We start from the raw sequence: 15,368 nt of genomic DNA on the forward strand, positions 1-15,368 counted from the left end.
GGCAGTATTCTGGGTTTTAACGGATTGTTTATAGGGCTCCAGATGCGCTGTCTGGAGCCTTTACTGCTTACAAGCGAGGTAATGAACCATGGCAACCTTTGACAAAAAGACCGTGCAAGATTGGGAAAAGCTGGCCGCCAAGGAGATTAAAAAAGAGACCACGGCGCCGCTAACCTGGGATACCCCTGAAGGGATTGCGGTCAAGCCGCTTTACACCCTGGCCGATCTGGAGCAGTTGGAAAACATCGACACCATGCCCGGCTTTGCGCCCTACCTGCGTGGCCCCAAGGCCACCATGTACGCCGGACGCCCCTGGACCGTGCGCCAGTACGCCGGCTTTTCCACCGCCGAGGAGTCCAACGCCTTCTACCGCCGTAACCTGGCTGCAGGACAGCAGGGCCTCTCGGTGGCCTTTGACCTGGCCACCCACCGTGGCTATGACTCTGACCACCCCCGCGTCGTCGGTGATGTGGGCAAGGCAGGTGTGGCCATCGATTCGATCCTGGATATGGAGGTGCTGTTTAAGGATATCCCGCTGGGGGATGTCTCGGTCTCCATGACCATGAACGGCGCCGTGTTGCCGATCCTGGCGCTCTACATCGTGGCTGCCGAGGAGCAGGGCGTCTCCCAGGACCGGCTGGCCGGCACCATCCAGAACGACATCCTCAAAGAGTTCATGGTGCGCAACACCTACATCTACCCGCCGGCCCCCTCGATGCGGATCATCGCCGACATCATCGAGTACACCAGCCAGCACATGCCCAAGTTCAACTCGATCTCGATCAGCGGCTACCATATCCAGGAGGCCGGGGCCAACAACGTGCAGGAACTGGCCTTCACCCTGGCCGACGGCATCGAGTATGTCAAGGCAGCCCTGGCCAAAGGCTTGGAGGTGGATCAGTTCGCACCGCGGCTGTCGTTCTTCTTCGCCATCGGCATGAACTTCTTCATGGAGATCGCCAAGCTGCGGGCAGCCCGTTTCCTGTGGGCCGAGCTGATGGCGCAGTTCAACCCCAAGAACCCGCTGTCGTTGGCCCTGCGTACCCACTGTCAGACCTCAGGCTGGAGCCTGACCGAGCAGGACCCGTACAACAACGTGATCCGCACCACCATCGAGGCCATGGCCGCTGTGCTGGGCGGCACCCAGTCGCTGCACACCAACGCCCTGGACGAGGCCATCGCCCTGCCCACCGACCACTCGGCCCGCATCGCCCGCAACACCCAACTGGTGATTCAGGAAGAATCCGGCATCACCAAGGTGGTGGACCCGCTGGCCGGTTCCTACTATGTGGAGTCGCTGACCGCCTCGCTGATCGAAGAAGGCCGCAAGCTGATCGCTGAGATCGACAGCCTGGGCGGTATGACCAAGGCGATTGAATCCGGCATGCCCAAGCTGAAGATCGAGGAATCGGCGGCCCGCAAGCAGGCCCGTATCGATCGCGGCCTGGACGTGATCGTGGGGGTCAATAAGTACAAGCTGAAGGAAGAGACCCAGATCGAGGTCTTGGATATCGACAACACCGCCGTGCGTGAGGCCCAGGTCGCCCGCCTGAAGAAACTGCGTGCCGAGCGGGACGAGGCTGCCTGCCAGGCAGCGTTGACGGCCCTCACCGCAGTAGCCCAGTCTGGCCAAGGTAACCTGCTGCAGGCCTGTGTCGAAGCGGCCCGTAGGCGGGCGTCGGTGGGCGAGATGTCCGACGCTATGGAGAAGATATTCGGTCGCCACAAGGCTGAGATCAAACTGGTTTCGGGGGTATATGGAAAAGTGTTCGAGGACAATGACGAGTTTGCAGCCCTGAAGCAGGAGGTCGATGCCTTTGCCGAGCATGAAGGTCGTCGCCCCCGCATCCTGATCGCCAAGATGGGCCAGGATGGCCACGACCGCGGCGCCAAGGTGATCGCCACCGCCTTTGCCGATGTCGGTTTCGACGTCGATATGGGACCGCTGTTCCAGACCCCGGAAGAGACCGCCAAGATGGCGGTGGAGAACGACGTGCATGTGATCGGCGTCTCCAGTCTGGCGGCCGGCCACAAGACCCTGGTGCCGCAACTGGTGGCCGAGTTGAAAAAGCTGGGGGCCGACGACATCATCGTGGTCTGCGGCGGCGTCATCCCGCGCCAGGATTACGACGAGCTGCACCAGGCCGGCGCGGCGTGCATCTTCGGACCGGGTACCCCGATCACCCAATCGGCCCGCGAGACCCTGGCAGCGATCAGAAAGAAGTAGCTGCAATGCCCATAAAAGGCGTTTTAACGCAAAGATAAGGAGCAAAGACGCAAAGGCGCAGAGAAAAACAGGAAAAATGGTTTTATCCGCTTTTATGCATTGATTTTCTTTGCGCCTCTGCGTCTTGCCTTACAACCTTTGCGTTAATGTTTTTTGCTTTGTTTCACATTGAGGATTATGGAACTCCACACGCTGGCTGAAAATATCCGCTCCGGCAACATCCGCGCCATCGGCAAGGGGATCACCCTGATCGAGAGCAAAAAGCCCGAGCATGCCCAACAGGCAGCACAGCTGTTGGAACTGCTGCTGCCCTATAGCGGCAATTCGCTGCGGATCGGTATCACCGGTGTGCCGGGGGTCGGCAAGAGCACCTTCATCGAGGCCTTCGGTAGCTACCTGACCAGCCAGGGACACAAGGTGGCGGTGTTGGCGGTGGACCCCTCCTCCCAGATCACCGGCGGCAGCATCCTGGGTGACAAGACCCGCATGGAGGAGCTGTCCCGTAACCCCAAGGCCTTTATCCGTCCCTCGCCGGCCGGCGAGACCCTGGGCGGGGTGGCCCGTCGCACCCGCGAGACCATGTTGCTCTGCGAGGCAGCCGGCTATGACGTGGTGATCGTTGAGACCGTCGGGGTCGGGCAGTCCGAGACCACCGTGGCCTCGATGGTTGATTTTTTTATGCTGCTGCAACTGGCCACTGCAGGCGACGAACTGCAGGGGATCAAAAAGGGCGTCATGGAGCTGGCCGACGCAATCATCATCAACAAGGCCGACCTCGACCACCAGAAGACCGAGCTGGCCCGGCGTCAGTACCAAAATGCGCTGCATATCCTGCGGCCCAAGAGCAAACAGTGGACCGTACCGGTGCTGAGCGTCAGCGCCCTGCAGCACCAAGGGGTGGCCGAGGTATGGGAGATGCTGAGCCGTTTTCGTGCAGCCATGCAGGACTCCGGCGAGTTTGACGACACCCGCAGGCGGCAGGCAGTGGATTGGATGTGGGCGCTGTTGATGGATGACCTGAAAACCCTCTTTCTTGAGCACCCGGAGGTCAAGGGCATCTTTCCGCAACTGCAGCAGGCGGTCTCGCAGGGGATCACCACCCCGGCGGCGGCCTCACGGCGGCTGCTGGATGTTTTTAGACGTTAAAATCGCCAGGGGAACACTGCTGGAAAGCAAACCCAAAGTTTTAACGCAAAGGTGAAAAGCAAAGACGCAAAGACGCAGAGGTAAAGCAAAAAATGAAAAAAAAGCACGGGAAAATAGGGGAAAGCAAAAACGAGAAACCATGAAAAGGTTTAACCCTTGTTATGGGTTTGTTTCCTTTGCGCCTCTGCGCCTTGCCTTATACCCTTTGCGTTAAAAGCCTTTTCGTGCCTCCGTGTTTCAACATGAAAGGAATTATAAATGTTGCAAAAAATTAACCATATCGGCATCGCCGTGCAATCTTTGGAGGCCAGTATCCCCTTTTATCGCGATGCGCTCAGCATGCCGCTTCAGGGGTTCGAAGAGGTGGCCGAACAGAAGGTGCGGGTGGCTATGTTGCAGGTGGGTGAGTCTATGATTGAGCTCTTGGAACCCACCAGCCCGGACAGCCCCATCGCCAAGTTTCTGGAGAAGAACGGTCCTGGCATCCATCACATCGCCTACGAAGTGGCTGATATCGAGGCAGCCATTGCGCACCTGAAGACGTGCGGCGCCCGCATGATCGACGAGCAGCCCAGAAACGGCGCCCATGGCAGCCGGATCGCCTTTGTGCATCCCAAGAGCTCAGGCGGCGTGTTGACCGAGTTGTGCCAGTGCGGGCATTAATGTGAAATTTCTGGCCGATGTGAATATCGAGAGACGGATCATCTTGTTTCTGCGTTCAGCTGGCTATGATGTGATCTGGGCTCCCGAATATGACTGCCGGATGAAGGACGAAGAGCTGCTGGCCTTGGCTGTTCAGCAGCAGCGGATACTCATAACGAACGACAAGGATTTTGGAAACCTGGTTTACTTCCAGAAAAAGGCTGCGTGTGGTATCGTGCTTTTCAGGATTGAAGATCAGAACGTGCGAGTCAAAATAACCATACTGAAAAATATGTTGTTAAGGTATCAGGAAAAGTTTGGGGGCCACTTTGTAACCATTGCCCGGAAACGGATCCGGTTTATACCGTTGGAGGATGTATGATGAACACAGCCAGGCTGCTTAAACGGATCGTGTGCGATCCAGAGGTTATGATCGGTAAGCCGGTGATCAAAGGGACGCGTATGCCAGTTGAACTGATCGTGGAAAAATTGGCGGCTGGCGAAACAGTGCCTGAACTACTGGAAGATTATCCGTTTTTGAAAGAGGATGATATTCGTGCAGCCCTGTTTTACTCGGCACGCAGCGTCTCTCGTGAAGAGGTATATGCGGTTTGATTTTGCATAATAGTCAAACGGTCTTTGTGCATCCCAAGAGCTCCGGCAGTGTACTGACCGAGCTGTGCCAGTGTGCAGGTGTGGGCCATGCCCACTGAAAGGCTTGACGGACAGGCGTAAAGTCACTATTGTACAAAAATAAGTACAATAGGAGGCGTTATATGCGAGCACTCAGCTATAGCGAGGCGCGGGAAAATCTGAAGGCGGTGATGGATCAGGTCTGCAACGACCATGAGCCGTTGGTGGTGACCCGACGCCGTGGTGAAAATATCGTGATCATCAGTCAGGAAGATTACGAATCATTTCTTGAAACCGACTACCTGCTTGCCTCGCGTGCCAACGCAGCCCATTTGACGGAATCGCTGGCCCAGGCGCGACAGGGGCAGCTGGTGTCCCTTGAGGATGCCCTGAAGTGAAGGTATCGTTCACGCCCCACGCGCTTGATGACCTGCGCTGGTGGCTGGCCAACGACCGCAAACGCGCCGAGCGTATCTTGGCCCTGCTGGATGAGATAACCCGCAGCCCCTTTGCCGGCACGGGTAAACCTGAGCCGCTCAAACACCAGCTTGCCGGCTGCTGGTCGCGGCGGATCGACCGTGAACATCGGCTTGTCTACCAGATTGTTGATCAGGAAGTGCTGGTGATCGCTTGCCGCTATCACTATTAAAAAGACGGGTCATGGTTCTTAAGCGCCCGCTTAATGCGGGGTGGCGGTGGTTTTAATGCTTGACACTTGTTTGATTTATGGTATTTTTGCGGCAATTAATAGAACATATAACTAGTTGAATATATTGATGCGTGTTTGTAAGTGGTTGTAGTTGCAGGTAAAATCTCGGCGAAAGGTGGTGATGAGAGCTTCAGGTTCTGGATCCACGTTGTACCGCATGAGAAAGCACTTTCATTTGATTGGCAGTACATACACCACAGAATGGAGGAACACCGCATGACCAAGTTTCAGAAGCAGATGCTGACCATCGCCGCAGCCGGCGCCCTGACCGCCGTGACGGCCCTGCCCGCCATGGCCTTCGAGCACAACTTCAACGGCACCTTTGTTGCCAAGACCTACCTGTCCAACATCGACGGCAACGCCAACGGCAACGTGGCGCTTACTCAAGAAAACACCAAGTCCAACAACTTCACCGATCAGCGGACCCGCATTAACTACACCGCCAAGGCCAGCGACGACCTAAAGTTGGTTACCCAGGTCGAGTTCCAAACCTGGTGGGGTGTTGAGAACAACGCTGCTGGCGGTGGTGGCGACATCGATACCGACGGCGACAACCTGGTGGTGCGCTATGCCTACCTGGACTTCAACCTGGGCAAGAACCTGAATGCCAAGATCGGACAACAGCTGTTCAAGGACACCTTTGGTGGCCTGTATGCCGATGCTGACCTGCCGATGGCCCGCGTGACCTACAAGCGTGGTGGCTACACCCTGGGTCTGGGCTACAGCCGTTTTAATGATGAAGATACCTTGGCCGTTGCAGATAGCTATAAAGGCAATGTTTCTGCCGATCTGTATGCTCTCGAAAACACCTACGCCTTCAACAAGGACACCAAGGTCGGTATGTCCTACTACCTGAACCGTGACGATGCAACGGCAACCAGTAGCAAGCGAGTAAATACCCTGGGTCTGTTTGGTGCAACCAAGATGGGGGCCCTGGATCTCTCTACCTTTGTGGCGATGCAGAAAGGTTATTTCCATAATGGCGCCACTAAGGCCAACTATCATGGCTGGGCTGCCAACGTGCTGGCCAAGATGAAGCTGGGCAACGGTCTGGCCCGCACCGGCTTCCTGTTCACCTCTGGCGATAACTCTGACAAGGCTAGCAGCAACCATGGCTGGCAGACCCTGAGCAGCAACGTAGCTACCTCAAATGGTGCAACTGCTGCTCAGAACTCATACAACGAGTCCGGCATGATGCTGCTGGTGCGCAACACCTCCATGGGTGGCACCTCCAACGACAACTACCTGCGCAAGCCGATCACCAACATCGCCCTGCTGCATGCGGGCTACAATGCCAACCTGACCGAGAAGCTGTACGCCAACGGCAACATCGGTATGGCTTGGTTGCCTGCCTCTGACTATAATTATGGTCATACCTCTTCTGGTAATGTCAATGGCAGTGATATTCTGGGTGCCGAGGCTAACGTTGAGGTGGGTTACAAGCTGTACCCCAACCTGACGCTCAAGGCCCAGGCAGCCTACGTGAAACTGGGTAGTGCCTATAAGCTTGCAAATGGTAATGACCCCGCTGATCCGTACACCATCCGCGCTGGCGCCTACTACAGCTTCTAATCCAGGCTGAAGAAGTAGTACTTGAAGGGCGGCACGGTTTACCGTGCCGCCTTTTTTGCGCCTTTGACAGCCGTTGGGCGTTATGGCATACTCTGGCGACTTTTTATTCGCTTTACTCGCGTGATGGAGGGACTGTGAAACGACTGCTACTGATGCTGCTGATGCTGCTGGTGAGTGCGCTGCCGGCCCTGGCTGCCGGGCCGCTGCGGGTCTATGTGGGTGAGTTTAACGCCGTGGGTGTGGCGGCCAAGGATGACACCAAGTCGGCACTGCAGGCGCTACTGGCCTCGCGGCTGAACAGCGACCGGTTGCTGACCGTGAGTAGCCCGGCTGAGGCAGAGGTGGTGGTGGGCGGCACCTACCTGACCATCGGCAAACAGTATAACCTGGATGCCTTTGCCCGCACCGCAGGCGGTCAGACCGTTAGCCGCAGCTTTGTGCAGGGCGAAGGGGGCCAGGAGGCGCTGTTTGGCGCGGTGGGCTCCCTGGCTGAAAAACTGTCGGCAGACCTGCTGAAAAAGGTGGAGACAGGCAGCGTCCACCGCCTGCCCGTGGCTGCGCCGGTCGCAGCGCCGATTGCGTTGCCGGTGGTGCAGCCCCGTCCCCAATCGGACGATATCGTCCGTCCGGCCCAGCCGGTGCAATCCGGTGACCTGCAGCGGGCGCCGCAGGGGGATGTGATCCGGCCCCAGGCATTTTACCGCGGCGCGCCCAAGAGCGGCGAGATCAAGCGGCTGGATGGCATGTATAACCTGCTGACCCCCGGTCCGCTGGGCAGTGACGGTCGTCGCATGCTGTTCATGGCCCAGAACCAGTCGGTGGCCGCCCTCTGGCAGGGCGATAACCGGCCCTTTACCGGTTTTGGCCTGAAGGGTGATCAGAAGGTGATCGGCCTGGATTACATCGACAGCGATGCCAACGGAACGGCTGAACTGTATGTAACTATCATCAGCCAGGGCGAGCTGGAGTCGCAGGTGTGGGAGCTGAAGAACAAGCGCCTGGTGAAGCTGGCCGAAAAACTGCCCTACTTCTTTAGGGTGATCGCTCTGGCCGGTGGCGCCCCCAAGCTGTATCTGCAGGAGCAGGGCCGCGGCGAGCAGCAGTACTACGGCGATGTGCATGAGGCCAAGCTGCAGGGCAAGAAGGTCGTCAAGCAGGCCAAGATTGCAATGCCCCGCTTCGGCACTATCCACAGCTTTAACCAGTTTAAGAATCAGAACGGTGAGCTGATGACGGTGGTGTTCCATGAAGATAACTATCTGGTGGTGTACGATAAGGAGCTGAAGGAGATCTGGCGCAGCAACGACGCCTTTGGCGGATCCGAGCTGTACTATCAGGTGGAGGACCTGGACCGGATGCGGACCCATGGCGATAGCCACCGTTGGTACTTCATCAACCAGCGTATCCAGGTGACCGCCAATCAGGAAATACTGGTGGGCAAGAACGAGGGCTTCTTTGTGATCGGCAATGCCCGCATGTACAAAAAAGGGGCGGTCTACAGCCTGTACTGGAACGGCGCGGCCCTGGAAGAGGTCTGGCGCACCAAGGATACCCAGAGCTACATGCCGGATTTCTGGTTTGATGAAAAGAAGAGTGAACTGCTGTTGCTGCAGTTGACCCAGCGCGAGGACGTGCTGACCCGCGTTAAGGGGGCCTCGGCCCTGCAGATCAAAAAGGTGGAGTAGGCCTTGTGCTGTAGTCCGTAAATTGAAAGGCGGCACCGTTTGGTGCCGCCTTTTTTGTCGTTGAGCCAGGGTGGTGCCTGTGGCATAGTGATACAAATGCTGTCGAGGACGAGGTGTGCAGATGGGATATCGCGAAAGAATCGAGGCAGATCCAGATATTATGCTGGGTAAGCCGATTGTAAAGGGGACCCGTATAACGGTAGAGCTGTTGCTGACCAAGCTGGGAGATGGCGCCTCCACCGAAGATTTGCTGCTGGCCTATCCGCATCTTAAGCGCGAGGACATCATGGCTGCGTTGGCCTACTCTGCTGATGTGGTTGGCCGGGAGGAGCTGCTTGTCTCGTAGTATCGTCGCAGATGAGAGCGTGGACTTCAGGATTGTTACAGCCTTGATCGAGGATGGATTTGATCTGTATGCTGTTGTCCGTGAGTGTCCCGGTATAAGCGATAAAAGCGTGCTTGAGCGCGCATCGGAACGTAAGGCGTTGCTCTTGACCGAGGATAGTGATTTTGGTGAATGGGTGTTTGCGCACGGTCAAAAGGGCGTAAGCATTTTGTATCTTCGTTATGCGCACCATGAGTTGCGAGAAATTGTCCGGGCGCTCAGGATGGTGCTGCATAACTACGAAACAGGTGCTGTGGAACGGTTTACCGTTATTACGCCAAAAAAGATACGAACGCGCGATATTTTATAGCTAGGTTTCAGGTAAACCAAGAGGCCTTTGTTTTGACACCGGCCGGGGGATATGGCATACTCCTCCGGCTTTTGTGTGTGGGATAGCTGGCTGGACAAACAGTAATCACGTAAGGTTACAGGATTGAATACATTACCGGATTATACCGGCCTGCCTCGTGGCGTGGCCGATTACCTGCCGGCCCGGGCAGCCACCATTGCCGCCATTGAGGGGCAGTTGCTGCAAGTGGCCGGACAGTGGGGCTTTCAGCGCATTATGCCGCCGGCGCTGGAATTTGAAGAGGTGCTTGCCAGTGGTATGGGCGAGGGCTTGCGCAGTCGTACCTTCCGCTTTGATGACTGGCAGTCGGGCCGTATGCTGGCCATTCCGCCCGATATTACGCCCCAGATTGCCCGGATAGTGGCCACCCGTCTGCGGGGCAGGCCACTGCCGCACCGCATCTGTTACAGTGGTCGGGTGTTGCGCCATGCCGAGTTGCAGTCGGGCCGCAGCCGTGAGATCTTTCAGGCCGGGGTTGAACTGATCGGGCTGGATTCGCCGGAGGCCGATGCCGAGATGGTGGCCATGGCGGTGGAGCTGATGCAGGGTCTGGGGATTGCCGAGTTTACGGTTGATCTGGGCCAGGTGGCCTTTTGCCGAGGCGTGTTCGAGGCCAGCGGCCTGACCGGTGAGCCGCTGCAGCAGATGCAGGCGGCGGTTGCCCGCAAGGATGCCTCGGCGGTGGCCGCACTGCTGGCTGTCCATCCGGTGCCGGAGCAGAGTCGTCAGGAGCTGCTGGCCCTGCCACGCCTGTTCGGCGGCCGCGAGGTGCTGGAGGATGCGCTGCGGGTGGTGAAGAATGAGGTCTCCTGCCGGGCGCTGCACAACCTGCACGAGGTGGTGGCGATTCTGGAACTGCACGGCGTGACCCGCTACCTGACCATCGACCTGGGGGAGACCCGTGGTCTGGATTACCACACCGGTCTTACCTTTGAGGGGTTTGCTCCGGGTGTAGGCGAGGCGCTGTTCAGCGGCGGCCGCTATGATGATCTGACTGCCCGCTACGGCCTGCCGGCGCCGGCCACCGGCTTTACCTGCAACGTGCTGCCGCTGGTGCAGGCCCTGGAGGCAACTGCAGCGGGCTGTGGCGGCGAACCGCGCCGGGACCTGCTGTTGTTTAACCAGCGCGCAGACCGGCAGGAAGCACTGGCCATCGCCCGCGCTCTGCGGGGACAGGGTTTCAGTGTGGCGCGGGATATCATTCGCCGGGATTTTGAGAGTTCGTTGGCCTATGCGCGCGCCACCGGCATCCGCTGCATGCTGGTGATCGATCAGCCCGAGGTAGGCTGCCTGCTGGTGCGCAGCAGTGATGGAAAACAGACCAAAATAACCAGAGAACAGCTGCTGCAGGATGGTTTTCTGCGCCAGCATGACCTGTTTCAGGAGTGATACGCATGGCTAATGTGGTGGTGGTAGGCGCCCAGTGGGGCGATGAAGGCAAGGGCAAGGTTGTTGATATCTATACCGAGTACGCCGACGAGATCGTGCGCTATCAGGGCGGCAACAACGCCGGGCACACCCTGGTGGTGGGTGACGAGAAGGTGGTGTTGCACCTGATCCCCTCCGGCGTGCTGCATGCCGGCAAGCGCTGCGTGATCGGCAACGGTGTGGTGCTGGACCCCGAGGTGTTTATCATGGAGGTCAAGCGGCTGCAGGCTGCCGGCCGCCTGCAGGACGACAGCACGTTGCTGTTGTCCGAATCGCTGCATATCATCATGCCCTACCACAAGGCGATCGATATCGCCCGCGAGGCCAACAGCGGTGATAAGAAGATCGGTACCACCGGCCGGGGCATCGGTCCCTGCTATGAGGACAAGATCGGTCGTCGTGGTATCCGTCTGATGGACCTGCTGGACCCGGTGATCTTCAGCCGCAAGCTGCGAGAAAACCTGGAAGAGAAAAACGCCATCCTGGAACGCCTGGGTGTGGAGCCGTTGGAATATAACGCCATCTACCGCAGCTACCAGGATCATGCCGAGATACTGAAAAAGTACATGGCCGATACCGCCCTGGCCCTTGACAAGTCGCTCAAGGCCGGCAAGAAGTTGTTGTTTGAAGGGGCGCAGGGCACGTTGCTGGATGTTGATCATGGCACCTATCCCTTTGTGACCTCTTCTTCGACCTGTGCCGGCGGCGCCGCCACCGGTACCGGCGTCTCGCCGCGGGCCATCAACGAGGTGATCGGCATCTCCAAGGCCTACGTCACTCGCGTCGGCAGCGGGCCGTTCCCCACCGAGCTGTTGGACGAGACCGGCGAGAAGCTGCGTCAAGTGGGGGGAGAGTTTGGCGCCACCACCGGTCGTCCCCGTCGTTGCGGCTGGTTCGACGCCATGGTGATCCGCTACAGCGTGCGGGTCAACGGCCTGACCGGCATCGCCCTGACCAAGCTGGACGTGCTATCTGGTTTCGATACCATCAAGGTCTGCACCGGCTACCGCTATGAAGGCGTGATGCTGGAAACCCTGCCGGCCAAGCTTGAGGTGTTCGAGAATTGCGAGCCGGTCTATGAGGAACTGCCCGGCTGGCAGACCGACATCTGCGATGTGCGCTCGTTTGAGGAACTGCCCGCCAACGCCCAGGCCTATGTCAAGCGGCTGGAAGAACTGGCCGGCTGCCCGATTGTGATGGTCTCCGTGGGCCCACGGCGCGACCAGACCATGCAGCTGAAAAACCCGTTTGCAGCCTGATAAAAAATAGTATAAAAAAAGATTGACATCTGGCGGCTCGAATAGTAAAAACGAAATTCCTTGAGCGAGCCGCTAGCTCAGATGGTAGAGCACCTGACTTTTAATCAGGTGGTCGTTGGTTCGATCCCAACGCGGCTCACCATATGCGTCCCCTTCGTCTAGCCCGGCCCAGGACACCGCCCTTTCACGGCGGCGACAGGGGTTCAAATCCCCTAGGGGACGCCAATCAATAATCCGGACCAGTCCGGTGCGATACAGAAAAGCCCTCGAAGAGATTCGAGGGCTTTTCTGTTTGGGTTGTCGTCAGCCGGTGGCTTTGGTATGGATAAAGGGCAATATGGGGTTAGCAGGTAAGGCAGGAGGTAGCGTGTGCTAAATGATGCCAATCGATCGATGTTCCGCTTTCTGGCCGTGCTGACCGCCGCATCGATGGTCGGGATGCAGGGCTACACGATGCTGTTCAACAACTTCGCGGTGGAGACGGTGCATCTTGAGGGCTTTCAGGTGGGCCTGACCCAGTCGATCCGCGAGATTCCCGGCTTCCTGGCCCTGACCGCCATCTATGTGATGCTGATCGTTCGTGAGCATCGCCTGGCGGCCCTGTCGGTTGTGCTGCTGGGGGTGGGGGTGGCCATGACCGGCCTGTTCCCCAGTTTTAGTGGCGTTGCCCTGACCACCCTGCTGATGAGTTTCGGCTTTCATTACTACGAGACCGTTAACCAGTCGCTGACCCTGCAGTATTTCTCCACCCACCAGTCGCCGCTGGTGATGGGCAAGCTGCGCAGTCTGGCAGCCATCACCAGCATCGTTGCCGCTGCAGTCATCTGGTGTCTGGGGTTTGTGCTGGACTACGCCGGCATGTTTCTGGTGGTGGGCGGTGTGGTTGCTCTGGCCGGTCTGTGGGCCTCTGTGCAGGATCCCAGCCACCGGGATGTGCCGCCGCAGAAGCTGCGGATGTTTCTCAAGCGACGCTACTGGCTCTACTACGCCCTGACCTTCATGTCAGGCGCCCGGCGCCAGATCTACATGGTCTTCTCGATGTTCCTGCTGGTGAAGGTGTTTCATTTCTCGGTACAGGCCATCACGGTGTTGTTTATCATCAACAACCTGATCAACTGGCTGATAAACCCGCTGATCGGCCGCTCGATCAATGCCTTTGGCGAACGGACCCTCTGTACGCTCGAATATGCAGGGGTGATCGTGGTCTTTCTGACCTACGCCTACGCCTCCTCCAAGTGGGTGGTGGCTGGGATGTATATCCTGGACTACATCCTGTTCAATTTTGCGGTGGCGATCCGCACCTACTTCCAGAAAATCGCCGACCCCGAGGATATTGCGCCCAGTTCGGCGGTGGGCTTCACCATCAATCATATCGCCGCCGTCTTTCTGCCGGCCCTGGGGGGCTATCTCTGGATGCTGGATTACCGGATACCGTTTCTGTTAGGGGCTGTTTTGGGTGGCGTATCGCTGATCCTGGCCCAGTTTATCCGGTTGCCGGACAGCCCGGCAGCAAAGGTGGTGGCGTGATGACGATCCTTGAACTGAAGGGGACGCAGGTGCTGGACTATCTGGATCAGTTGGCCGGTCTGCGTCTGAACATCTTTCGGGAATATCCCTACCTGTATGACGGCCAGCTTGAGGACGAACGGCGTTACCTGAGCGGTTATGCCGACCAGGGATTGGTGCTGCTGGCGCTGGATGCCGGGCGGGTTGCGGGCGCCATTACCGGCATGCCGCTGGCACAGGAGTCGGAGGCGTTCGTGGCGCCATTTCGTAACGCAGGGCTGGCGCCGGAACAGTTCTACTACATCGGCGAGCTGTTGTTGCAAGCGGATTACCGCAATCTGGGCTGGGGCTCCCGCCTGCTGGCCAGGCTGGAGCAGCTGGTGGGAGAGGAGGGCCGCTTCAGTCAGTATTGTCTGGCCACGGTGGTCAGACCGGAGGCTCACCCGTCACGCCCGGTCGGGTTTGTGCCGATCGAGCGCTTTTGCCGGCGACACGGCTATAGCCTGATGAACGGGGTAATGGCGAAGGTCCCCTGGCAGGAACTGGATGGCCAGGTCAGTAGCAAGCAACTGGAGTTCTGGCACAAGGCCTGCCTGGCACCAGAGGGATGTTTGCGGAGGGATGGACAGTCATGAAAAAAAGCAAACCGAGCTATCCGTACAATCAGCTGGAGGCAGAGATTGCCATTGCCGGCCTGCATGCCACCGGTGAGTATCAGGTGCTGCGCAAGATCAATCTGGATCGTGATCACCGCTTCAGCCATAAGCAGTGTGCCGGCAGCCGCATCGCCCTCTGTCTGGATACCGAGACCACCGGGCTTGATCAGGCCAACGATCAGGTGATTGAACTGGGTATCGTGGCCTTTGCCTATGATCCCGACACGGCCGAGATCATCGGGATCACGCAGCGGTACAACGGTTTCGAGGACCCAGGTCTGCCACTGGCCAGGGAGATTGTGGAGATTACCGGCATCACCGACGAAATGCTGCGTGGTCAGCGTTTCGATGATGCTGCCGTGCATGAGCTTGCCGCACAGGCCAGCCTGGTGATTGCCCACAACGCTGCCTTTGACCGGCCCTTTGTAGAAAAGCGCTTTCCTTGTTTTGCGGACGTTCCCTGGGGATGCACCGTGACCCAGATCGACTGGCAGGCAGAACGGCTGCCGGCCCGTTCGCTGGAGTACCTGTTGTTCAAATTCGGCTGGTGCATCAACGCTCACCGTGCCCTGGATGACGCCGAAGGGGTGCTGGGTCTGTTGTTGGAACAGCTGCCGCAGAGCGGGCAGCCGGTCTTCAAAGTTGTGCTGGAGGCCAGCGCCGCCGCCAGTAGCCGGATCTACGCCGTAGGGGCCCCCTTTGACAAGAAGGAGTTGCTCAAACAGCGCGGTTATCGCTGGAGCGACGGCAGCGGCAGTACGCCCAAGTGCTGGTGGATCAGCGTTGCTGAGGAGCAGGAACAAGCGGAGCTGGCATTTTTAACGGCACAGGTCTATCCGCAGGGCGGGGCCACGGGTATTGACGTGCGACGGGTTGGACCGCTGGACCGCTTTTCGGCCAGGGAGGGATAGGTAGCAGGACTGCGGGGAGGCGTTGTTGGCTGAGCAACAGTTGATTACTATACGCCGGCAAAAAAATAAAAAACAGCCTGTTTTTTTGGGCTCAGGTAGCTATGATGAATTCAAAGGTAGCGCTACCTTAAATCAGATCAGAAGAGCAGTTACCGTTGGTAATGGTTTTGAACACAGGAGGTTTTTATGGAGGATACGCCGCCTGGCTTGCAACTCACATAAGCCTGTAACCTGAGGCCAGTCGCCTGGCCTGATTACCA

16 protein-coding genes and 2 tRNA genes are annotated in these 15,368 nt (G+C 58.1%); all 18 read left to right on the plus strand.

Going from position 1 to position 15,368, the window contains the following annotated elements; genetic code table 11:
* The first annotated feature begins 88 nt into the window (after window positions 1–88).
* The 18 genes from scpA to RBQ93_RS00600 all read left to right on the plus strand — a co-directional run bounded on the left by scpA (window position 89) and on the right by RBQ93_RS00600 (window position 15,108).
* Window positions 89–2,227: a methylmalonyl-CoA mutase gene (scpA, locus tag RBQ93_RS00515; RefSeq protein WP_320370042.1), complete on the plus strand. Its 2,139-nt coding sequence runs from the start codon at window positions 89–91 to the stop codon at window positions 2,225–2,227.
* A 177-nt stretch (window positions 2,228–2,404) separates the two neighbouring features.
* Window positions 2,405–3,373 carry a methylmalonyl Co-A mutase-associated GTPase MeaB gene (meaB, locus tag RBQ93_RS00520; RefSeq protein WP_320370043.1) on the plus strand — a complete coding sequence of 323 codons (969 nt, stop codon included), beginning with the start codon at window positions 2,405–2,407 and terminating at the stop codon, window positions 3,371–3,373.
* Between the two features lie 258 nt (window positions 3,374–3,631).
* On the plus strand, window positions 3,632–4,036 hold the full coding sequence (mce, locus tag RBQ93_RS00525) for a methylmalonyl-CoA epimerase (RefSeq protein WP_320370044.1): 405 nt from the start codon (window positions 3,632–3,634) through the stop codon (window positions 4,034–4,036).
* A 1-nt stretch (window position 4,037) separates the two neighbouring features.
* The gene (locus tag RBQ93_RS00530; protein ID WP_320370045.1) at window positions 4,038–4,397 is read left to right on the plus strand and encodes a DUF5615 family PIN-like protein; all 360 of its coding nucleotides are present in this window, start codon (window positions 4,038–4,040) and stop codon (window positions 4,395–4,397) included.
* A complete protein-coding gene (locus RBQ93_RS00535) occupies window positions 4,394–4,630 on the plus strand; it encodes a DUF433 domain-containing protein (protein ID WP_320370046.1) in 237 nt (78 codons plus the stop codon). Before RBQ93_RS00530 ends, RBQ93_RS00535 begins: the two co-directional genes overlap by 4 nt.
* A gap of 161 nt (window positions 4,631–4,791) precedes the next feature.
* Window positions 4,792–5,046: a type II toxin-antitoxin system prevent-host-death family antitoxin gene (locus RBQ93_RS00540; protein ID WP_320370047.1), complete on the plus strand. Its 255-nt coding sequence runs from the start codon at window positions 4,792–4,794 to the stop codon at window positions 5,044–5,046.
* The gene (locus RBQ93_RS00545) at window positions 5,043–5,297 is read left to right on the plus strand and encodes a Txe/YoeB family addiction module toxin (protein WP_320370048.1); all 255 of its coding nucleotides are present in this window, start codon (window positions 5,043–5,045) and stop codon (window positions 5,295–5,297) included. The genes RBQ93_RS00540 and RBQ93_RS00545 overlap by 4 nt, the downstream gene beginning before the upstream one ends.
* Window positions 5,298–5,573: 276 nt before the next feature.
* Complete coding sequence (locus RBQ93_RS00550; protein WP_320370049.1) at window positions 5,574–6,929, plus strand: hypothetical protein; 1,356 nt, start codon at window positions 5,574–5,576, stop codon at window positions 6,927–6,929.
* A 134-nt stretch (window positions 6,930–7,063) separates the two neighbouring features.
* The gene (locus RBQ93_RS00555) at window positions 7,064–8,614 is read left to right on the plus strand and encodes a VCBS repeat-containing protein (RefSeq protein WP_320370050.1); all 1,551 of its coding nucleotides are present in this window, start codon (window positions 7,064–7,066) and stop codon (window positions 8,612–8,614) included.
* 121 nt (window positions 8,615–8,735) lie between these two features.
* On the plus strand, window positions 8,736–8,960 hold the full coding sequence (locus RBQ93_RS00560; protein ID WP_320370051.1) for a DUF433 domain-containing protein: 225 nt from the start codon (window positions 8,736–8,738) through the stop codon (window positions 8,958–8,960).
* Window positions 8,950–9,309: a DUF5615 family PIN-like protein gene (locus RBQ93_RS00565; RefSeq protein WP_320370052.1), complete on the plus strand. Its 360-nt coding sequence runs from the start codon at window positions 8,950–8,952 to the stop codon at window positions 9,307–9,309. The genes RBQ93_RS00560 and RBQ93_RS00565 overlap by 11 nt, the downstream gene beginning before the upstream one ends.
* A gap of 123 nt (window positions 9,310–9,432) precedes the next feature.
* Window positions 9,433–10,737, plus strand: a complete 1,305-nt coding sequence (locus tag RBQ93_RS00570) for an ATP phosphoribosyltransferase regulatory subunit (RefSeq protein WP_320370053.1) — start codon at window positions 9,433–9,435, stop codon at window positions 10,735–10,737.
* A 5-nt stretch (window positions 10,738–10,742) separates the two neighbouring features.
* The gene (locus tag RBQ93_RS00575; protein ID WP_320370054.1) at window positions 10,743–12,035 is read left to right on the plus strand and encodes an adenylosuccinate synthase; all 1,293 of its coding nucleotides are present in this window, start codon (window positions 10,743–10,745) and stop codon (window positions 12,033–12,035) included.
* A gap of 66 nt (window positions 12,036–12,101) precedes the next feature.
* Window positions 12,102–12,177 (plus strand) — tRNA-Lys (locus tag RBQ93_RS00580).
* Window positions 12,178–12,182: 5 nt separating this feature from the next.
* Window positions 12,183–12,260 (plus strand) — tRNA-Glu (locus tag RBQ93_RS00585).
* Window positions 12,261–12,428: 168 nt separating this feature from the next.
* On the plus strand, window positions 12,429–13,562 hold the full coding sequence (locus RBQ93_RS00590) for an MFS transporter (protein ID WP_413818344.1): 1,134 nt from the start codon (window positions 12,429–12,431) through the stop codon (window positions 13,560–13,562).
* The gene (locus RBQ93_RS00595; protein ID WP_320370056.1) at window positions 13,562–14,176 is read left to right on the plus strand and encodes a GNAT family N-acetyltransferase; all 615 of its coding nucleotides are present in this window, start codon (window positions 13,562–13,564) and stop codon (window positions 14,174–14,176) included. Before RBQ93_RS00590 ends, RBQ93_RS00595 begins: the two co-directional genes overlap by 1 nt.
* Window positions 14,173–15,108, plus strand: a complete 936-nt coding sequence (locus RBQ93_RS00600) for a 3'-5' exonuclease (protein ID WP_320370057.1) — start codon at window positions 14,173–14,175, stop codon at window positions 15,106–15,108. The genes RBQ93_RS00595 and RBQ93_RS00600 overlap by 4 nt, the downstream gene beginning before the upstream one ends.
* The last annotated feature ends 260 nt before the right edge of the window (window positions 15,109–15,368 follow it).

The organism is Trichlorobacter sp., assembly GCF_034008105.1.
Classification (GTDB): domain Bacteria; phylum Desulfobacterota; class Desulfuromonadia; order Geobacterales; family Pseudopelobacteraceae; genus Trichlorobacter.